Raw genomic sequence first — 19,616 nt, forward strand, 5'->3', positions numbered from 1 at the left:
GCCGTGCCGTTCGGGGTGCTGCGGGCGGGGCCCTTCCGTTCGGGGCGCCGCCCCCGGGTCCGGCCTCTAAGCTGGAAGCCGTCCCGCGGGCACAGGTCCAGGGAGGCTGTGATGGCCCAGGCAGCGGACACGGGAGCGAGCCGGGGCGGCGGCTGTCTGCCCGTCGCCGACCACGGGCTGATCGGTGATCTGCGGACCGTCGCACTGGTGGGCACGGACGGCACCATCGACTGGTACTGCTGTCCCGCGTTCGACGCGCCGAGTGTCTTCGCCGCGATCCTGGACGCCGAGCGCGGCGGCTGCTTCGAGCTCGCGGCGAGCGGGGCGGCCCGGACCAAACAGTTCTACTTCCCCGACACCAACGTCCTGATCACCCGCTTCTTCACCGAGGACGGGGTGGGCGAGGTACAGGACTTCATGCCGCTGGGCGGCAACGGTGCGCAGGGCTCGCGGCACCGGCTGATCCGGCGTGTGCTGTGCGTGCGCGGCACCGTGCCCTTCCGAGCCCGGGTCGCCCCGCGCTTCGACTACGCCTCCCGCGCCCACACCCTGCGCCTGGCCGGTGACACCGCCGTCTTCGCCACCGGCCCGCTGTCCCTGGCCCTGACCTCGACCGTCCCGCTGGCGCCCGACGGGCAGGATGTGCGGGCCGAGTTCAAGCTCGCCGAGGGCGAGTCGGCGGTGTTCGCGCTGGACGAGGTCGACGGTGAGGTGACGCCCCGGCGGTGCGCGGGCCGGGAGGCCGAGGAGCAGTTCGCGGCCACCGTGACGTACTGGCGCCGCTGGCTGTCCGCCTCCCGCTACCGCGGCCGCTGGCGGGAGATGGTGCACCGCTCGGCCCTCACCCTGAAGCTCCTCACCTACGCGCCGACCGGTGCGATCGTCGCCGCGCCGACCACCAGCCTGCCCGAGCAGCTCGGCGGCGAACGCAACTGGGACTACCGGTACGTGTGGGTGCGTGACGCCGCGTTCTGCGTGTACGCGCTGCTGCGGCTCGGCTTCAGCGAGGAGGCCGAGGCGTTCATGGACTTCGTCACCCGGCACATCAGCCCGGGCGACTGCCACGGGGCCGGGCCCCTGCAGATCATGTACGGCATCGACGGCCGCACCGATCTCGCGGAACGCGAACTGCCCGATCTCGCGGGCCACTTCGGCTCGGCTCCGGTACGCGTCGGCAACGCGGCCGCCGACCAGCTCCAGCTCGACATCTACGGCGCGCTCGTCGACTCGATCTACCTCTACGACAAGTGGGCGAAGCCGATCTCCAGCGATCAGTGGGACGACGTGTGCGCGCTGGTCGACTGGGTGTGCGCGCACTGGGACCAGCCCGACGAGGGCATCTGGGAGACGCGGGGCGGCCGCAAGAACTTCCTCTACTCACGGCTGATGTGCTGGGTGGCGATCGAGCGGGCCATCCGCATGGCCAACCGGCGCGGACTGCCCGCCGACCTCGTCCGCTGGCGGACCTGCCGCGACACGATCTACCGCCGGATCATGGACCGCGGCTGGTCGGCCCGGCGCGGGGCGTTCGTGCAGCACGAGGACGGCGACGTGCTGGACGCGGCGGTGCTGATGATGCCGCTGAGCAAGTTCATCGCACCGACCGACCCCAAGTGGCTCTCCACGCTGGACGCCCTCACCCGAGAGCTGGTCTCCGACTCCCTGGTCTACCGTTACGACCCGCTGACCAGCCCCGACGGGGTACGCGGCGAGGAAGGCACCTTCTCGATCTGCTCCTTCTGGTACGTGGAGGCCCTGGTGCACGCCGGCCGGCTGGACGAGGCGCGTCTGGCCTTCGAGAAGATGCTGACCTACGCCAACCACCTGGGCCTGTACGCGGAGGAGATCGGCCACACGGGCGAGCAGCAGGGCAACTTCCCGCAGGCGTTCACCCATCTCGCCCTGATCAGCGCGGCGTTCAACCTCGACCGGGCACTCGGCTAGCGAAGGGGCACCCTCATATGACCGACGGGAGCGGGTCGACGGCGGCGGAGTACTGGGAGCCCGTGTGGCGGTCGGGGCGCCGCTACCGCACCATCGACGACCGGGAGGCCGAGGTGCTGGCGCGGCAGGTCGGCCCGGGCGCGGGACGGACCGCGCTGGACATCGGCTGCGGCCTGGGCGAACTGGCGGCCCGCGTGCACCGGCTGGGCTACCGGGTCACCGCCGTCGACTGCGCGCCGACGGCGGTCGCCGGGGCCCGTCTGCGCCACCCCGAACTGGACGTGCGCCAGGCCGACTTCACCACCGCCGACCTGGACGGCCTGCTGCCGCACCCCGCCTACGCGCTGATCACCTGCCGTCTGGTCTTCCGCTGGATTCCCGACAAGGGCGCCTTCCTGTCCCGGGTCCGCGCCCTCCTCGTCCCGGGCGGCGTCTTCTGGGTCGGCACGTCCCTCCACGACCCGTCGCGCGGCGAGGCCCACCCGTGGGAACTCACTCCCGGCGACGCCGAACTCCTCACCGCCGACTGGTCCCGCGTCGACGCCGAGGATCTGGACGGCTACCACTGTCTCGCGCTGCGCCCCTGAGCGGCGGAGCCGCATGCGCGCGCCGCGCCGCGGGTAGGGTGCGTCGCACACGGGGACGCCCCACGGCGCCCGCGACAGGAAGGAACGCCATGAGCGCCCATCCGAGCACCGACGGTGGTCTGCCGCCCTCCTTCATGGCCGCCGAGACGTCGTCCTTCGTGGACTTCCTCGCCGCGCAGGCGCCCGACCTGCTGCCGGGCCACCGCGAACTGCCCTCCCCCGCGCCGGGGTTCGAGGCCCCGCACGGCACGACGATCGTCGCGGCGACCTACGCCGACGGGGTGCTGGTCGCGGGCGACCGGCGGGTGACGATGGGCAACGTCATCGCCCACCGCGAGTACGACAAGGTGTTCCCGGCGGACGGGCACTCCGCCGTCGCCATCGCCGGCACGGTCGGGATCGCGGTGGAGCTGGTCCGGTTGTTCCAGCTGGAGCTGGAGCACTACGAGAAGATCGAGGGCACCGCGCTCTCCCTGGACGGCAAGGCCAACCGGCTGACCACGATGGTGCGCGGCAACCTCCAGATGGCCATGCAGGGCCTCGCGGTGGTGCCCCTCTTCGCGGGCTACGACCTGGACCGGGGCGAGGGCCGGATCTTCGGCTACGACGTGACCGGCGGCCGTACCGAGGAGCGGGGCTTCACCGCGACCGGCTCGGGGTCGGTGTACGCGCGCGGCGCGCTGAAGAAGCTGTACCGCGAGGGGCTGCCGGAGACGGAGATCGTCACGGCGGCGGTGCAGGCCCTGTACGACGCCGCCGACGACGACTCGGCGACCGGCGGCCCGGACCTGACCCGGCGGCTGTTCCCGCTGGTCGCGCTCGTCACCGAGGACGGCTTCCGGTGGCTGCCGCAGGAGGAGGTCGCCGAGGTCGCGCGGGAGGTCGTCCGGCGCCGCGGCGAGAGCCCCGACGGCCCCCGGGCGCCCGTCCTCTGACGCCTTGCCGGTGGAGGGTCCCGCACCCGGAACCCCGGGCGGGTACCTCCTGCTCCGTGTGCCCCGCGGGCGAGCGGGCACCCGTGGGACATGGTCAACGGTGACTCGGGTGACGACAGTCTGGCGCGCGGACCGGGCGGAAGCGGTCACCGCGCGGTGCCGCACAGCGCCGATGTCCGGATCGACGCGTGGGGAGCGAGCCGGGAGGACTGTCTGGCGGAGGCGGTTCTCGGACTCGTGGAGTGCTTCGCGGATGTGTCCCGGGTGCGGCCGACGGCGGTGGAGCGGCTGCGGGTGGCCGGCACCGGTGACGACGACCTGCTGGCGGCGCTGCTGGAGGAGGTCGTCTTCCGGCTGGAGGTGTGCGGCACGGTGCCGGTGGACGTGGAGGCGGACGCGGAGGACGACGAGCTGGACGTGCGCCTCGCGGTGGCCGACATGGCGGACGTGGAGATCACCGGCGTGCTCCCGCGTGGGGTGTCCTGGCACGAGCTGCACCTGGGGCAGGGCCCGTACGGCTGGTCGTGCTCGCTGACCCTGGACGCCTGACGGGTCGCTGCGGCCGCCCGGTCGCCCGGCGTGGCGTCAGCCCGTGGCGCACCATCCGGTCCAGCGGGTGACGGTGACGACGACGACCGGGCCGTCCGGCGGACGGGTGGCGTACTGGGGGTACTTGTGCCGCAGCAGTGCGATGGCCCCGGCGTGCTGCTCGCGTGCCGTGGGGTCGGCGGTGCCGGGCGGGACGGCGCGGGCGTCGCCGTCGGCCCGGGCCCACCACAGATGGTCCCAGTCCTCGTCGTAGGCGTCGGCGAGCAGGCTCACCGCCGGGTGGGCGGCGATGTTGCCCAGCCGCTTGAGCCGCCGGGTGGTCTTCGGTTTGCGGTCGACGGCCGTGACGATCCGGTCGCCGTCGGCGGCGAACACCACGGGCACCAGGTGCGGCCGGCCGGCGGCGTCGACGGTGGCGAGCCGGGCGACGCGGGCGCCGGTGAACCGCAGGCGGGCCTCCTGCTCGTCCATCGCGGGCACCTCAGGTCTCCTCCGCCGCCCGCGTGGTGGGGACGACGGCGACCGGGCACTCGGCGTGGTGGAGCACCGCGTGCACCACGCTGCCCAGGCGCAGCGCGAACCGGCCGGCGGGCGGGTGCCGGGAGACCACGACCAGGCCGGCCCGCGCGGAGGCGTCCACCAGAGCCGCCGCCGGGGTGCCGATGACGAGGTCGGTGTCGGCCCGGACCTGCGGGAACTCGGCGATCGGCCGGCCCGCGTGGTGCAGCACGCGGGTGTGGATGTGCTGTTCCTCGTCCACCTGGCTCACCTGGGGCACCCGCCCGGGCCGCCCGTGCGGCGTCCACGCGTGCAGCACCCGCACCGCGACCCCGCGCAGCTGCGCCTCGCGGAGCGCGAACCGTACGGCGTCCGCGTCCCGTTCGTCGCGTACGCCGACGACGACGCTGCCGTACGCGGCCTTCTCGGTGTGCCCGCGGGCGACGACGACCGGCCGGTCCGCGTGCGCGGCGGTGCGCAGGCCGACCGAGCCCAGCAGCAGTCCGGAGAAGCCGCCGCGGCCGCGGGTGCCGACGACGATCAGCTCGGCGTCCTGCGCCGCGTCGATGAGGGCCTCGGCGGGCTTCTGGTGGGCGAGCGCGGTGTCCAGGGCCACTCCGGGGTGGCCGGCGGCGATGCGGGCCACGGCGTCGTCGAGGACGGAGGCGGCCGCGTCCAGGACGCGTGCGTCGGCGCCCTCGCCGGCCGGGCTGCCGGGCCCGACGGCGTGCAGGACGCGCAGGGTGGTGCCACGCAGGTCGGCCTCGGTGGCGGCCCAGTCGGCGGCGAGCCAGGCGTCGGAGGTGTCGTCGACGCCGACGAGCACGGCTCGGGGCGCCGGTTCGAACGCCATGCTCATCCTTCCCGCAGCGCGTCGAGCACGTCGGCGTCGCTGAGCTGCTCGAAGTCGTCGTACCAGAGGCCGACGGCGCGGAAGTCGGCCGGCCGGTGCAGGCACACCACCTCGTCGGCCTCGCGGGAGAGCAGGTCGGCGGACTCGGGGGCGGCCACGGGCACGGCCAGGACGACGCGTTCGGGCCCCTGGCGGCGGGCCCAGCGGACGGCGGCGCGCGCGGTGGCCCCGGTGGCGAGCCCGTCGTCGACGAGGATCACGGTGCGTCCGGCGAGGTCCAGCGGCGGGCGGTCGCCGCGGTAGAGGCGTTCACGGCGGTGCAGTTCGTCGCGCTCGCGCTCCACCGTGGCCGCCAGCGCCTCGTGGGTGAGGCCGAGCCGGTTCAGCGCCCACTCGTCGAACAGCGGCGGGTCGTCCCCGGCGAGCGCCCCGACGCCCAGCTCCTCCTGGTGGGGCATGCCGATCTTGCGGGCGACGAGCACGTCGAGGGGGGCGCCGAGGGCATGGGCGACCTCGCGGGCCACGGGCACGCCGCCGCGGGGCAGCGCGAGGACCAGGGGGTGCGGGAGGGCGCCCTTGTCGTGCCGGATGCGCAGCTGCTCGGCCAGTTCCCGACCGGCCTGGGTGCGGTCACGAAACTCCATGCGCCTCGCGTCTCCTTCCGACGCCGGCCGCCGTACTGCCGCGGGCCGGGTACCCGGCGACCGGCCGCCGCACACCCCCTAGGGGGTGGGGCGGCCCTGCCGCAGGAAGCGGCGCAGTCGCGTGAGCGGCCAGGTGTTGATCACGTCGTCCCGGGTGAGCCAGCCGCGCTGGGCGGTGCCGATGCCGTAGCGCATGTTGGCCAGGTGGAGGGTGGAGTGGGCGTCGCTGTTCACGGCGAAGCGCACGCCGTGCCGCTTGGCCCGCAGGATGTCCTCGTCGCGCAGGTCCAGCCGGTCGGGGTGCGCGTTGATCTCCAGCGCGGTGCCGGTGCGGGCGCAGGCGGCGAAGACCGCGTCGAGGTCGGCGTCGATCCCGGGCCGCCTGCCGATGAGGCGGGTGGTGGGGTGGCCGATGATGTCGACGTACGGGTTCTCGCAGGCGCGCACGAGCCGCCGGGTCATCGTGGCGCGGTCCTGGGTGAAGTGGGAGTGCACGGAGGCCACGCACAGGTCGAACCCGGCCAGGAACCGCGCCGGCCAGTCCACGTCCCCGTCGGGGCCGATGTTGAGTTCGGCGCCGTGCAGCAGGCGCATGCCCCGGCCCTTGCCGTACGTGCCGTCGAGGGCGCGGACGCGTTCGCGCTGGGTGAGCATCCGCTCGTCGGTCATGCGCTGCATGGCCATGTCGGGGCCGTGGTCGGTGATCGCGTAGTAGGCGTAGCCGCGTTCGGCGGCCGCGGCGGCCATCTCCTCCAGTGGGGCGAGCCCGTCGGTGAGGTCGGTGTGGGTGTGCAGGTCGCCGCGCAGGTCCGCTTCGGTGACCAGGTCGGGCAGTTCGCCGCGCAGCCCGGCCTCGATCTCGCCGCGGTCCTCGCGCAGGGTGGGCGGGATCCAGGGCAGGCCGAGCCGGGCGTACACGTCCTCCTCGGTGGCGGAGACGATCTTCTCGCCGGTCTCGGCGTCGAACAGGCCGTATTCGGACAGCTTCAGCTTGTGGTGCACGGCGCGTTCACGGGTGCGGATGTTGTGCGCCTTGGAGCCGGTGAAGTACTGCAGGGCCGCCCCCCAGGAGTCGGGCGGCACGACCCGCAGGTCGACGGCGAGTCCCCTGGTGGTGCGCACCGAGGTCTTGGTGGTGCCGTGCGCGATGACCTCGCTGACGTACGGCAGCTCGGTGAACGCCTTCATCAGCGGGCCGGAGTCGTCGGCCGCGGCGAGGACGTCGAGGTCGCCGATGGTCTCCTTCACGCGACGCAGGGAGCCGGCGTAGGCGCAGCGGGAGCAGCCGGTCACGCCGGACAGGGCGGCGACCACGTCGTCGGCGAGACCGAGGGCGACGTCGAGCAGGACGCGGTCGCCGGCGGACCGCAGCAGTTCGATGCCGTGCAGGATGTTCTGCTCGGTCTTCGGGCCGAAGCCCTTCAGGTCGCGCAGCCGTTCGCCGTGGATGGCGTCGGTCAGCTCCTCGACGGAGGAGACGCCGAGCTCCTGGTACAGCACCAGGGCCTTTTTCGGGCCGAGGGTGGGGATGGCGGTCAGCGCGCGGACGCCGGCCGGGATGCGGGCGCGCAGTTCCTCCACGGCCAGGACGGACCCGGTGCGGAAGTACTCGGTGATCTTCTCGGCGATCGACCTGCCGACGTTGGGAATCTCCTGGAGCCCCTTGGCGTCGAGGCCGGCCACGTCGGCGTGGTGGCCGCCGATCGCACGGGCGGCCTTCTCGTAGACACGTGCCCGGAACGCGTCTCCCCCGGTGATCGAAATCAGGTCCGCGTACTCCTGGAACAGGGCGGCGACCTCGTCGTTGGATCGAGCCACCCCTCCAGGGTAGGTGCGGTACGCGGCGACGGCAGGGGGTACCCGCGAGGGCGATACCCCCCTTCCGGGCTCTTCGGGGAGATGACTCGCATGCTGTTGCTCGGATTCCTCCTCCTCGCGGCCACCGTCGCCTTCATCGTCCTCGCGATCGCCGGCAACCTGGGCGGCGGACCCCACTACTCGGTGTCCGTTCTCGGCCATCAGATCGCCACGATGAACGGGCTGGCCCTGTTCTGCTCGGGCCTGGCCCTGGCGCTGATCGCCTGTCTGGGGCTGGCGATGATGCGCGGCGGTGCGCTCCACCATCGTCGTCGCGAGCCGCGCGTCGTCGAGACGGAGGAGAGGACGACGCTGCACGACATGATGCGCAGGCCGCACCGGCACGCCTGATCGGGCGACGGCCTGCCCGGCGCGGGCGGCCTGCGGGGCGCACCGCCCGGGCGGGCCGGCACCCAGCGGCCGGCAGGAGGCCGGGCCTGGCCGGCAGCGGTCGCCGCCGGCCGGGCGGCCGGCGCCGGGCGGCTCCGGGGCGCGGCACCCGGTGACCGGCAGCAGCGGGCACCAGGTGACCGGCAGCCGCACTTACCAGGTGACCGGCAGCCGCTCCGGGATGCGCTTCATGAACCCGGTACGCCACACCAGCTGCTCCACCGGCACGGCGAGCGCGAGCTGCGGCAGGCGTTCGGTGAGTACCTCCAGCGCGACCTCGGCGTGCCGGCGGCCGAGCCCCGTCGCGGGGCAGTAGTGCGAGCCGCCGCCGAAGGAGAGATGGTCGGCGGCGTTGGGACGCTCGATGTCGAAGCGGTGCGGGTCGGGGAAGCGCTCCTCGTCGAAGTTGGCGCCCTCGACCAGCACCAGCACCAGTTCGCCCGCACGCACCCGCACGTCGCCCAGGGTGACGTCCTCCAGCGCGATCCGGGGCAGCGCGTCACCGATGGAGAGGTTGACCCGCAGGAGTTCCTCCACGGCGGCGCCGGTCACCTCGGGCCGCTCCCGCACCAGCTCCCACAGCTCGGGGTGGGTGAGCAGATGGACGAGGGCCATGCTGAGGAAGCCGGACGTGGAGATCACGCCGGCGCCGAACAGGGTGACGCCGACGGTGGCGAGCATCTCGTCCGAGAGGTGGGCGTAGTCCGGGTCGTCGCGCAGGGCGGCCAGCTCGCCCATGAGTCCGCCGGTCGCCGGGTCGTTGAGCAGACCGGTCATCCGGGCGATGTCCCGGTCCCAGTTGATCTTCGCGCCGGTGATCGGGCACGGGGAGTTCATGAAGGCGATGTCGAGGCTGCGCAGGAACGCGGGTGCCTCGCTGGTGGGGATGCCGAGGATGTGGCAGTGCATCCCGGCGGAGTACGGCTCGGCGAACGCGCCGCGCAGATCGGCGGTCGGCCCCTCGGCGACGAGCGTGTCGACCAGGCGGTGCGCCTCGCCCCGTATCCACTCCTCCAGCCCCTCGGCCTTCGGGTTGAGCGCCCTCATCACCGCGCGGCGCAGACCGGCGCCGGTGATGTTGCCCATGTTGTTCACGACCTCGGGCGGGATCGTCAGGGCGTACTGGCGGGGCATGCCGGGGGCGGAGGTGTCCTTGAGCGAGAACCGGCCGTCGGTGAGGACCTGCCGGCACAGCCGGTACGACGACACCAGCCACGCCTCGTCTCCGGCGATGGTCCGCACGCGGGTCACCGGAGCCGCCTCCCGCAGTGCGGCCACCTCGTCGGGCACCCGGGAGCCGTCCCAGGAGAAGGGGAAGTCGAGCAGGGGCGGCACAGGGACGGTGCTGGTGGTCATGCGGCGGCTCCTTGGACAGCGGTGGGGGCGGGGAGGCATCCGGCCGGGTCGGCGTCGGCCGGGGTCACGATGGCGTGGCCCTGGTTGCGGGAGGCGCGCAGTCCGGCGCCACGCGCGTACAGCAGCTCCGCCATGGGCAGCAGCTGGTGGTAGCAGTTGAGCGAGGACGGCACGCCGAGGATGGCCGGGGTGTCGAGGAAGAGCGGGGCCTCCGCGCAGACATACTCCAGGCACACGGCGCGCTGCCGTTCGCTCGCCGGTTCTCCCCGGGCGGTCAGGAAGCGGCTGACGAGCGCCGTGCACACGGCGCGGAAGTCGTCGTCGGTGCCGAGCCGGCGGGTGAGGTGCTGGTGCAGGTCGCGGTAGGCGTCGTTGGTCTGGAAGGCCGACATCGGCTGCCAGCGCAGCCGCGTGCCGTCCGGGTCGGCCGCCATGACCGCGTCCCGTACCTTGGCGCGTACGCCCCTGAGGTTCTTGACGGCCTTGCGGCGGGCGTCGTCGGGGGTGTAGCCGGACGCCTCGTACATCTCGGCGACGTAGAGGTCGGTGTAGACGAAGTCGACGCGTTCGAACCGGTTCAGCCCCCAGCGGGCGAGGTCGTGCAGCCGCCCGGCTGAGAAGTAGCTGTTGCCGGGGGACACACCGATGACGGCGTGTGCGCCCTCGTCGTGGATGACCCGGCAGTGCGAGGTGTAGGGCTGGACCTGGAAGACGTCGGCCATCAGCACGGATGCTGTGGTCAAGGGGTGATCCTCCGCCGCGCGCAAGTCCCGGCAGGGCCCTGTGCCCTGGGTGTAGCGACGCGGCGCCCACACACTATGTGCGTCGGACCGAACACGGGGCGTCACACGTCACTTTGGCCGAAAACACTTGTAGCAAGACCTCAAATCCCAGGCGGGGACGTCGACTTCAAGCCAGACGGTCCATCCCGCAGGCATCTTCACCACTGCGGTCACGGCGCGAAAGCGCCCCTCGGGCGATCCGGTCCGGGCCGGGTCAGGGTGCGGCAACGAGCCGTTTTCCTTGCTCTCGTGCGGTGTTCACTCATTGTTCATTCGATGTCATCGGATCGGCCCGTTCACCGGGGGCGAGAGTGACACCACGGCAGCCCCTCCAGCTGGGCGGTGACCCAGCACCGCGCCGCGCACGAACCAGGCCTACTCCTCCGCCACCAGTTCGCTGGGGGTGGCGATCACGTCGACCAGGGCGTCGCCGCGCAGTGCGGTCAGGGCGAGGGGGCGGCCGATGGCGTCCTCCAGCATGCGCCGTTGCAGGGCCTGGGCGCTGTCGACCGGCTCCCCGTCGGCGGTGAGCAGCAGGTCGCCCGTGCGCAGTCCGGCGCGGGCGGCCGGGGAGGCGGGGACGACCTCGGCGATGCGCAGTCCGGTGCGCCGCCCGGTCCGCTCGCGCACCGGCGGTGGCAGCGGTGCCGGTGTGCCGGCGATGCCCAGGTAGGCGCGGCGCACGCGCCCCACCGACAGCAGGGCGGCGATGATCTGCCGGCTGGTGCCGTTGACCGGCACGGCGAGGCCGAGGCCGACGTCGGCGATCGCGGTGTTGATGCCGACGACCGCTCCGTCCGCCGTGGCCAGCGCGCCGCCGGAGCTGCCGGGATGGAGGGTGGCGTCGGTCTGGACGACGTCGTCGACGACCCGGGTGGCGACGCCCGCGCTGGTCGGCAGGGACCTGCCGAGGCCGCTGACCACGCCCGCGGTGACGCTGCCGGCCAGTCCGAGCGGATTGCCGACGGCGACGACGAGCTGCCCGACCCGCAGGGTGTCCGCCTCGCCGAGCCGCACCGGCGGCGGGGTCGGCCCGTCGGCCCTGACCACGGCGAGGTCGGACAGCGGGTCGGCGCCGATGACGTGGAACGGCACGGTCGTGCCGTCGGCAAAGGAGGCCGTACCGGCGTCGGAGCGGCCCACGACGTGGGCGTTGGTCAGCAGGAACCCGTCGTCGGTGAAGACCACGGCGGAGCCGGTGCCCCGCACGAACCGGCCGCGGGTCCACCGGTGCGCGACGGTCACCGCCGCCACCTTCGGCGTCAGCTCGGCGGCCACCGAGGTGACGATCCGTGAATACGCGTCGAGCGCGGCCTGCTCCTTGCCGGAACGGTCGGGCTCGAAGAGAGTCTCGGCCACGGGGCGCCCCTTCCGCTCGCCCGGCGTTGATTACATGATTACACCGGGCAGCCGGAAGGGGAACAGGGGGAACGCCCCACAGCCGCGGAGCGCTCCACGGCAGGAGAGCGCCTCCGCGGCCGGGGAGCGCCCCACGTTCGCTACAGCGACCGCTCCAGCCGCTCCGCCACCAGCTTCACGAAGCGGGCCGGGTCCTTGGGCTGGCCGCCCTCGGCCAGGACCGCGAGGGTGTGCAGCAGCTCGGTGGTCTCGGTGAGCGGCGTGCGGTCCTCCGGCTCCTCCCGGAAGGCCCGGTTCAGGCCCTGGACCAGCGGGTGCCCGGGGTTGAGTTCCAGGATCCGCTTGGTGCGGGGCACCTCCTGGCCCATCGCCCGGTACATGTTCTCCAGCGCCGGGGTCAGGTCGTCGGCGTCGGAGACCACGCAGGCCGGGGAGACGGTGAGCCGGGACGACAGACGGACGTCCTTGATGTCCTCGGCCAGCTGCTCCGTCATCCAGCCGAGCAGACCGGCGTAGTCCTCGGCCTGCTTCTCCTTCTCCTCACCGGTCCGCTGCTCGTCCTCGCCGTCGAGGTCGATCTCGCCCTTGGCGACCGAGCGCAGCCGCTTGCCCTGGAAGGTGCCCACGGTGTCGGCCCACACCTCGTCCACCGGGTCGGTGAGCAGCAGCACCTCGACACCCTTGGCGCGGAAGGCCTCCATGTGCGGGGAGTTCTCCACGGCCTGCCGGCTCTCGCCGGTGACGTACCAGATGTCCTCCTGGCCGTCCTTCATCCGCTCCACGTACGCCGCGAGGGTGGTCGGCTCCTCGGCGCTGTGCGTGGAGGCGAACGAGGCGACGGCGAGGATCGCGTCGCGGTTCTCGGCGTCGGTGACCAGACCTTCCTTCAGCACGGCACCGAACTCCCGCCAGAAGTCGGCGTAGCGCTCGGCGTTCTTCTCGCGCAGCTCCTTGACGGTGGCGAGGACCTTCTTCGTCAGCCGGTTGCGCATGGCGCGGATGTGCCGGTCCTGCTGGAGGATCTCGCGGGAGACGTTGAGGGAGAGGTCCGCCGCGTCGACGACGCCCTTGACGAAGCGCAGGTAGGGCGGCAGCAGCTCCTCGCAGTCGTCCATGATGAACACGCGCTTGACGTACAGCTGCAGGCCGCGCCGGTGGTTCTGGGTGAACAGGTCGTGCGGCGCGTGGGCGGGGACGAACAGCAGGGCCTGGTACTCGAAGGTGCCCTCGGCCTGGAGCCGGATCGTCTCCAGCGGGTCGCGCCAGTCGTGGCTGATGTGCTTGTACAGCTCGTGGTACTCGTCGTCGGACACCTCCTCGCGTGAACGCGCCCACAGCGCCTTCATCGAGTTCAGCGTCTCGGGCCCGGGCGTGTCGTCGCCCTCTCCCTTCGGCTGGACGAGCTTGACGGGCCAGGTGATGAAGTCCGAGTAACGCTTGACGATCTCCCGGATCTTCCATTCGGACGTGTAGTCGTGGAGCTGGTTCTCGGGGTCGGCGGGCTTCAGGTGCAGCGTGACGGCGGTGCCCTGCGGGGCGTCGTCGACGCGCTCCAGGGTGTACGTGCCCTCGCCGCGGGACGACCAGCGGGTGCCGTGGCTCTCGCCGGCCCGCCGGGTGAGCAGCGTCATCTCGTCCGCCACCATGAAGCCGGAGTAGAAGCCGACGCCGAACTGGCCGATGAGGCCCTCCGCGCCGCCCTCCTCCTCGGCCTCCTTCAGCTCCTTGAGGAACTGGGCGGTGCCGGAGTTGGCGATCGTGCCGATGAGCCGCCCGACCTCGTCGTAGGACATGCCGATGCCGTTGTCGCGCACGGTGAGCGTGCGGGTGTCCTTGTCCACCTCGATCTCGATGTGCGGGTCGGACACGTCCGCGTCGAGCGTGTCGTCCCGCAGCTTGGCGAGGCGCAGCTTGTCCAGCGCGTCGGAGGCGTTGGAGACGAGCTCCCGCAGGAAGACGTCCTTGTTCGAGTAGACCGAGTGGATCATCAGCTGGAGCAGCTGACGGGCCTCGACTTGGAACTCAAACGTTTCGGTCGCCATGGTTCGCGTCTACCTCACTGATGGCTCGGGCTTCGGTCACCTTCGGTGGCCGTGCATGGTTGTTCTCACTTTAAAACACCTGGTCAGGCCGGGAGGGTGACTTTCGGACGCGGCCGGCTCAGCCGCCGCCGTCCCGGGGTGCGCGCGGCCCGGGGCGATCGTCTACTGAAGCCCACCCGACGCGTCGCAGCCCGTCCGTACGACGCGTCGCAGCCGGCCGACCCGACGGAGGCACCCGCGTGCCCACCCGATGGACTCCCCCTGTCCGCCCGCCCGAGGACGGCGCCCGGCCTCCGGCAAAGGACGGCGGCGCGCCGCCGCGTCCCGTGCTGCTCAGCCGTCCCTATCTACGGCTTCTGCTGCTGTCGGTGCTGCTCGGCGTGCCCATCGCGCTCGCCGCGTTCTTCTTCAGCAGCCTGCAGCACTGGCTGCAGCGGCAGGTGTGGGAGGAACTCCCCCGCTCCCTCGGCCATCCGCAGGCTCCCTGGTGGTGGCCGCTGCCCGCCCTCACGCTCGCCGGGCTGATCCTCGCCCCGATCGTGACCCGGCTCCCCGGCGCCGGCGGGCACCACCCCGCACGGGGGGTGAGCGGCTCGCCGACGCACCCGCGCGAACTGCCGGGGGTGGTGCTCGCCGCGCTGCTCACCCTTCCGCTCGGCGTGGTCCTCGGCCCCGAGGCGCCGCTGATGGCGGTGGGTTCCGCGCTCGCCCTGCTCGCCCTGCGCGCCGTACGCCCCAACGCGGACCGGCGGGCGGCGACGGTGGTCGCCACCGCCGGTTCCACGGCGGCCATCTCCACCATCCTCGGCGGGCCGCTCGCCGCCGCCGTGATGGTCGTCGAGGCCGCCGGGCTCACCACGCCCCGGCTCGCCGTCCTGCTGCTGCCCTGCCTCGCCGCGAGCGCCGCAGGCGCCCTGGTGTTCACCGGATTCGGCCAGTGGACGGGCCTGTCCGTCGGCGGGCTGTCGCTGCCCACGGTGCCGCCGGACGTCCGCCCGGACGCCGGGGACTTCCTGTGGGGGCTGCCGGCGGCCGTGCTCGTGGCCGTGGTCGTCGCCTGCGCGCACCGGCTGGGCGAGCGCACCGAGCGGTGGACGCAGGGGCGTGCGACCGCGTGGCGGACGGTGGTGTGCGCTGTCTTGGCGGGCGCCTTCCTCACCGCGTACGCCCTGATCACGGGCCGTTCCCCCGAGGAAGCGGCGCTCTCCGGGGAGGCCACGCTCGCGCATCTCGCCGCCCAGCCGCACGCCTGGTCCGTCGGCGCGCTGGCCGCCCTCGTGCTGTGCAAGGGACTCGCCTACGGTCTCGCCCTCGGCGGCATGCGGGGCGGCCCGATCTTCCCGGCCGTGCTGCTCGGCGCCGCGACGGGCGTGGCCTGCTCGGGGCTGCCGGGTCTCGGTGTGACGCCCGCCCTGTCGCTCGGCGTCGTCGCCGCCACGACCGCCGTGACCGGGCTGCCCCTGACCAGTTCCGTGCTGAGCGTGCTGCTGCTCGGCAAGGACGCCCACGACCAGATGCCGCTCATCGTGATCTGTGCCGTCGTCTCCTTCGTCACCGGCCGGTTCCTCGAGCGGCGCGGGAAGGTCCGCGAGGGTGCGGACGCGGATTCCGGCCGATGAGCGGTGAGCAGCCGGCTCACGAGTCCCCGACGGCGCGCCTGTGGCTCGGCGCCGGGGCCTGTGAGATCGCCATGGTGGTGGGGTACTTCCTGCTGCCGCTGCATCGCCTCGGCCCGGACCGCACCGCCCTTGCCCTGGTGCTGCTGATCGTCGCGCTGGGGGTGCTCGCCCTGCTGCTGCTCCGCCAGATCCACGCCGTGCTGCTGGAGCGGCCCGGCGCCCACCCGGGCGTCGTCATCCCGCTGCTGATCTGTCTGTCGGTGCTGGTCTTCTCGGCGGCCTACTTCGTCCTGGCGCACTACCCGGGCGAGTTCAGCGGTCTGGCCACCCGCGTGGACGCCCTGTACTTCACGATGGTCACCCTCGCCACCGTCGGCTACGGGGACGTCACGCCGATCGGGCAGGCGGCACGGGTGGTGACCATGCTGCAGATCCTCTACAACTTCGTGTTCCTCACGGCGGCGGCGACGGCCCTCACCCGGCGCATCCGCAGCATGATCGGCACGCGTGACCTTCCACGCCCCCGACGCGGCCGCCGGCACCGCTGAGGGGCCGTCCCGGGACGGCTGCCGGGCGACTCACCGGCGACCGGCTCACGCACGAAGGCCGGCCCCGCTCCAGCGGGACCGGCCGGGTCGTACCCCTGCTTTCAGGAGCTGACGGGCTCCGTGACGTCGATGCCGCGCGAGGCGACGATCCGGGCGCTGCCGTCGACCAGCCGGTAGCACAGGCCCACCACGGCGGCCTGGCCCGCCTCGACGCGCTCGGCGAGGTCGCGGGACCGCTCCAGCAGCAGGTCCACCGTGCGCCTTATGTGCTCGTCCAGCGCCGCCTCCACGCTGGTGTCCCCGGCCGCACGGGCGGCGAACACGCTGGGGGTGACACGCTCGACGACGTCCCGGACGAAGCCGCCCGGCGTCTTGCCGTTCTCCAGCGCGGAGCAGGCCGCGGTGACGGCGCCGCAGGAGTCGTGGCCGAGGACGACGACCAGCGGGGCGTCGAGGACGCTCACGCCGAACTCGATGGAGCCCAGCACCTCGGAGCCCACCACGTGGCCCGCCGTGCGGACCACGAACAGGTCTCCCAGTCCCCGGTCGAAGATGATCTCGGCGGCCAGCCGGGAGTCCGAGCAGCCGAAGAGCACGGCGAAGGGCTTCTGGGACGGCGCGATCTCGGCGCGGCGGGCGGCGTCCTGGTTGGGGTGCCGGGGGGCACCGGAGACGAATCGCTGGTTGCCCTCGAGGAGCAGATCGAACGCCTCGCGGGCGGAGAGGGTCGGCGCATCAGTCATGGCCACAGGTTACTGGGTGGTCGTGAGCCACGCCGGGTCAGGCCAGGTGGCCGAAGACGACGAGGTTCTGGGTGTAGTCCTTGGCGGACCGGTCGTAGCTGCCGGCGCAGGTGATGAGGCGGACCTCGGCCTGCGGGGTGTCGGCGTAGACGCGATCGCTCGGGAAGTCGTCCTTGTCGAAGGTCTGCGCGCTGTCCACGACGAAGGCGGCGCGGCGTCCGTCGGCCCGGTCGACGTAGATCAGGTCGCCCTTCTGGAGTTCATACAGACGGGCGAAGACGGCCGCGGAGGTCTTGGTGTCGACGTGCCCGGCGATGACCGACGTGCCCGCCTCACCGGGCGAGGGCCCCTTGGCGTACCACCCGACGAGGTTGGTGTTGTCGGCCGGGGGCGGCTGGAGCCGTCCGCTCGCGTCGATGGCGAGGTCGGTGAAGGGCGCGTCGACGGCGATCGCGGGGATCAGCAGCCGGGTCGGCCGGGAGCGCGGCAGCCGGCGTTCGGTGCCGGCCGGGGCGGACGACGACGTGGCGGCGACGGCCGGCGCGGCGTGCGGCCGGGGCCCGGCGCCGGGGGCGGAGGTGTCGTGGTGGCCGGCGAGACCGACGACGGCGACGAGGGCCACGGCGGCCCAGAAGAGTGTCGCGAGGGTGCGCGGTCCGCGTCTGGGCGACTGCGGATCCGGCTCGGAGGAGGACGGGGAGGTTGCTGCCATCGGTACACCACCTCATTCGGGCACGGCAGCGGCGAGGACCGGGGGATGGAGCGGCGGGGCCGCCGCCGGCTGGATGCGCGTGCGGCGGCCCGTGGGGCTATGTCGGCTATGTCGTCGGGCATGGTCAGGCCACGCTTCCGGCGACCTTCTTGCGGCGCAGCACGTACAGTCCGGTGCCGGCCACCGCGACCGCGGCGAGTCCGCCGGCCGTGACGCCCTGCGTGGCGAGCGCGCCGCCACCGGTGTGCATGCCGCCGTGCGGCTTCTCGTGGTCACCGCCGCTCCAGGAGCCGCCGTCCTGGCCGCCGCCCCAGCTGTCGTTGCCGGGGGTCTTGCCGCCCCAGTCGGAGCCGCCGTTGTCCTTCTTGTACGTCTCCGGGTCCTGCTTGGGGTCGCGGGGGCTGCTGCCCCAGTCGTCGTTGGAGAGCAGGGTCAGCGCTCCGCCACCCGTGTGCATTCCGCCGTGCGGCTTGCCGTGGCTGCTGTCCTTGTCGTGCTCCTTGCCGTAGGAATTGTCGTGCTCCTTGCTGTAGGAGGAGTCGTCGTGGTCCCAGCCACCGGACCCCTCTGCATAGGCGGGTGCGGCGATGGCGAGAGCCGCGGTGGCCGTCGCGGTGGCGAGCAGGATGCGGGCAGAACGCATTCGAGAGTCCTTCCGTCGCGGCCGGGGCAGCCGACGCCTTGTCAGCTGGAGAGACCCGGCCCTGGCGTGATCCACCGTCAGCCAAGACCGGCCCGGGCACCATTCAGGGCGCTCACACGGGTTACGACCCCACTCCTACGGCGGCATCCGGCCCCTCCCGGACGCCCTGCGCGCGCCGGTCCGGGCGCCTGGGCAGGGCGGGGGCGGAGGCGGAGCGGCTGTCAAGGAGAGTGCCGGGCGGACGGCGGCGCGGCCGGTGCGGAAAGGGGCAGCGCTGCCGCCGGGTGTGCGCCCTGGCAGGAGCCGCGACGAGGCCCCTACAGTGTGACGCCCCAGGTCACCGGCTCCCGCCCCGGCCGCCGTCCGCATCCGCCCCGCGCACGGGGGCGGACGGGGCGCGAGGGGCGCCGGCGATCGCCCATGTGAACGGCACACCATCCCGTAGCCCGCCCCGGGCCCCGCCGCCGTACGGGCACGGCCGCCCCGGGCGCGTCGTATGCCGCTGGAGGCCGCTGTGTCCCGACCCTGTGTCGCCCTGATCGCCGATCCCACCTCGCCCGAGGGCTGCCGGGAGTACCTCGCCCGGGCCGTCGAGCTGCTCACCGGCGCTCCCCCGCTGCGCCTGGACTCCCGGTACTTCACGGTCGGCGGCGCCGGCCGCGCCGTACCGCAGGACGGGCGGTTACGGCTGCGGGTGCCGGACGAGGGCGTGGACGTGCTTCCCGACGTGGTCGTGCTGTACGAGATCCCGCCCCAGCGGCGGGGTGAACTGGCCGTGTTCCAGCGCGTGTTGGCGCGATCCGGGGTGGCGCCGCTGGTGGGCACGCCTCAGGCGTGGCGGGCGGCGACGCAGAAGGACCGCACGCTCGCGTGTTTCGCGCGCGACGGGGTGGCCCACATGGAGACCGCGGTGCTCTCCCGGCCGTCCCGCGAGGAGGCCAGGGCCGCCTTCGACAAGCTGGGGCGGGACGCGTGGGCCCGTCCGGTGGTCGGCACGGGCGGCAACGACACCTTCCACGTCACCGACGTCGCGCGGCTGGAGCGGGCGGCGGACTTCTACGCCGAGCGGGGCACGGACTGGCTGCTGTCCCGGGACGCGGGGAACTTCACGGCCGACGGGCGGCGCCATCAGTTCCGGGTCTTCGTGCTGCACGGCCGGGTCGTGCACGCCCGCGAGCATCTCCAGCCGGCGCTCGACAGTCCGTGCAACACCTGCCAGGGCGCGACACCGGTGCCGATCGCGCCGGCGGACCTGGCGCCCCGGCTGGCGGAGCTGGCCGTCGCGGCGACCGCGTCGACGGGGCTGCCGTTCGCCGGGGTGGACCTGGCCGAGGAGCAGGGCGGGGTCGTCTTCGAGGTCAACGTCCAGCCGGCCTTCGTGGACGGGGAGCTGCCGGCGGTGGCGGTGCCGTACGTGCGGGCGCATCTGGAGGCCGTCCTCGGGCCGCGTCAAGGCGGCCGGGAACCGGCGGGGGCGGCGTCCGAGGGGTGAGGCGGGACGCGGACGCGCGGGGCGCGGCGATCATCCGATCGGCCTTTTGCCGGTGACTGGCCC

At 73.2% G+C, this 19,616-nt stretch carries 19 protein-coding genes; 8 read left to right on the forward strand and 11 right to left on the reverse strand.

Features of this window, described 5'->3' with window-relative positions; translation table 11 throughout:
- The first annotated feature begins 111 nt into the window (after window positions 1-111).
- From ACZ64A_RS16710 to ACZ64A_RS16725, 4 genes are all read left to right on the forward strand, one after another.
- Window positions 112-1,944 carry a glycoside hydrolase family 15 protein gene (locus ACZ64A_RS16710; protein WP_469811026.1) on the forward strand — a complete coding sequence of 611 codons (1,833 nt, stop codon included), beginning with the start codon at window positions 112-114 and terminating at the stop codon, window positions 1,942-1,944.
- A 17-nt stretch (window positions 1,945-1,961) separates the two neighbouring features.
- On the forward strand, window positions 1,962-2,531 hold the full coding sequence (locus ACZ64A_RS16715; protein WP_469811027.1) for a class I SAM-dependent methyltransferase: 570 nt from the start codon (window positions 1,962-1,964) through the stop codon (window positions 2,529-2,531).
- Window positions 2,532-2,620: 89 nt separating this feature from the next.
- Window positions 2,621-3,466, forward strand: coding sequence for a proteasome subunit beta (gene prcB / locus ACZ64A_RS16720; protein ID WP_469811028.1), 846 nt, complete (start codon window positions 2,621-2,623; stop codon window positions 3,464-3,466).
- A gap of 90 nt (window positions 3,467-3,556) precedes the next feature.
- A complete protein-coding gene (locus tag ACZ64A_RS16725; protein ID WP_469811029.1) occupies window positions 3,557-4,015 on the forward strand; it encodes an archease in 459 nt (152 codons plus the stop codon).
- Window positions 4,016-4,051: 36 nt separating this feature from the next.
- Here ACZ64A_RS16725 and ACZ64A_RS16730 read toward each other — a convergent pair whose 3' ends face one another.
- From ACZ64A_RS16730 to polX, 4 genes are all read right to left on the reverse strand, one after another.
- Window positions 4,052-4,495, reverse strand: a complete 444-nt coding sequence (locus tag ACZ64A_RS16730) for a TIGR03668 family PPOX class F420-dependent oxidoreductase (protein ID WP_469811030.1) — start codon at window positions 4,493-4,495, stop codon at window positions 4,052-4,054.
- Between the two features lies 1 nt (window position 4,496).
- Window positions 4,497-5,366 (reverse strand): universal stress protein, encoded by an 870-nt coding sequence (locus ACZ64A_RS16735; protein ID WP_469811032.1) that lies wholly within the window; start codon window positions 5,364-5,366, stop codon window positions 4,497-4,499.
- A 2-nt stretch (window positions 5,367-5,368) separates the two neighbouring features.
- Complete coding sequence (locus ACZ64A_RS16740) at window positions 5,369-6,010, reverse strand: phosphoribosyltransferase (protein ID WP_469811033.1); 642 nt, start codon at window positions 6,008-6,010, stop codon at window positions 5,369-5,371.
- Window positions 6,011-6,088: 78 nt separating this feature from the next.
- The gene (gene polX, locus ACZ64A_RS16745; protein ID WP_469811034.1) at window positions 6,089-7,828 is read right to left on the reverse strand and encodes a DNA polymerase/3'-5' exonuclease PolX; all 1,740 of its coding nucleotides are present in this window, start codon (window positions 7,826-7,828) and stop codon (window positions 6,089-6,091) included.
- 90 nt (window positions 7,829-7,918) lie between these two features.
- On the opposite strand from polX, the gene ACZ64A_RS16750 reads away from it, so the two are divergent.
- Window positions 7,919-8,218 (forward strand): hypothetical protein, encoded by a 300-nt coding sequence (locus ACZ64A_RS16750; protein ID WP_469811035.1) that lies wholly within the window; start codon window positions 7,919-7,921, stop codon window positions 8,216-8,218.
- A gap of 192 nt (window positions 8,219-8,410) precedes the next feature.
- Here the strand turns inward: ACZ64A_RS16750 and ACZ64A_RS16755 are convergent, their stop codons facing one another.
- The 4 genes from ACZ64A_RS16755 to htpG form a co-directional block, all read right to left on the reverse strand.
- Window positions 8,411-9,613, reverse strand: coding sequence for a cytochrome P450 (locus ACZ64A_RS16755; RefSeq protein WP_469811036.1), 1,203 nt, complete (start codon window positions 9,611-9,613; stop codon window positions 8,411-8,413).
- On the reverse strand, window positions 9,610-10,356 hold the full coding sequence (locus ACZ64A_RS16760) for a cyclodityrosine synthase (RefSeq protein ID WP_469811037.1): 747 nt from the start codon (window positions 10,354-10,356) through the stop codon (window positions 9,610-9,612). The genes ACZ64A_RS16755 and ACZ64A_RS16760 overlap by 4 nt, the downstream gene beginning before the upstream one ends.
- 414 nt (window positions 10,357-10,770) lie before the next feature.
- Window positions 10,771-11,754 carry a S1C family serine protease gene (locus ACZ64A_RS16765; RefSeq protein WP_469811039.1) on the reverse strand — a complete coding sequence of 328 codons (984 nt, stop codon included), beginning with the start codon at window positions 11,752-11,754 and terminating at the stop codon, window positions 10,771-10,773.
- A gap of 140 nt (window positions 11,755-11,894) precedes the next feature.
- The gene (gene htpG / locus ACZ64A_RS16770; RefSeq protein ID WP_469811041.1) at window positions 11,895-13,796 is read right to left on the reverse strand and encodes a molecular chaperone HtpG; all 1,902 of its coding nucleotides are present in this window, start codon (window positions 13,794-13,796) and stop codon (window positions 11,895-11,897) included.
- Window positions 13,797-14,122: 326 nt separating this feature from the next.
- Here htpG and ACZ64A_RS16775 point away from each other — a divergent pair, with 326 nt between their 5' ends.
- Both ACZ64A_RS16775 and ACZ64A_RS16780 read left to right on the forward strand, forming a co-directional pair.
- Entirely contained in the window at window positions 14,123-15,415 is a 1,293-nt protein-coding gene (locus ACZ64A_RS16775; protein ID WP_469811378.1) for a chloride channel protein, read from the forward strand.
- Window positions 15,412-15,963 (forward strand): potassium channel family protein, encoded by a 552-nt coding sequence (locus tag ACZ64A_RS16780; RefSeq protein ID WP_469811042.1) that lies wholly within the window; start codon window positions 15,412-15,414, stop codon window positions 15,961-15,963. The genes ACZ64A_RS16775 and ACZ64A_RS16780 overlap by 4 nt, the downstream gene beginning before the upstream one ends.
- A gap of 101 nt (window positions 15,964-16,064) precedes the next feature.
- On the opposite strand, the gene ACZ64A_RS16785 is transcribed toward ACZ64A_RS16780, so the two are convergent.
- The 3 genes from ACZ64A_RS16785 to ACZ64A_RS16795 all read right to left on the reverse strand — a co-directional run bounded on the left by ACZ64A_RS16785 (window position 16,065) and on the right by ACZ64A_RS16795 (window position 18,061).
- A complete protein-coding gene (locus ACZ64A_RS16785; protein ID WP_469811044.1) occupies window positions 16,065-16,706 on the reverse strand; it encodes a carbonic anhydrase in 642 nt (213 codons plus the stop codon).
- A gap of 37 nt (window positions 16,707-16,743) precedes the next feature.
- Entirely contained in the window at window positions 16,744-17,418 is a 675-nt protein-coding gene (locus tag ACZ64A_RS16790; protein WP_469811045.1) for a class F sortase, read from the reverse strand.
- 124 nt (window positions 17,419-17,542) lie between these two features.
- Window positions 17,543-18,061, reverse strand: coding sequence for a hypothetical protein (locus tag ACZ64A_RS16795; protein WP_469811046.1), 519 nt, complete (start codon window positions 18,059-18,061; stop codon window positions 17,543-17,545).
- A gap of 514 nt (window positions 18,062-18,575) precedes the next feature.
- Here ACZ64A_RS16795 and ACZ64A_RS16800 point away from each other — a divergent pair.
- Window positions 18,576-19,553 carry an ATP-grasp domain-containing protein gene (locus ACZ64A_RS16800; RefSeq protein ID WP_469811048.1) on the forward strand — a complete coding sequence of 326 codons (978 nt, stop codon included), beginning with the start codon at window positions 18,576-18,578 and terminating at the stop codon, window positions 19,551-19,553.
- Window positions 19,554-19,616 lie beyond the last annotated feature (63 nt).

This window comes from Streptomyces sp. NPDC104814 (assembly GCF_055583185.1).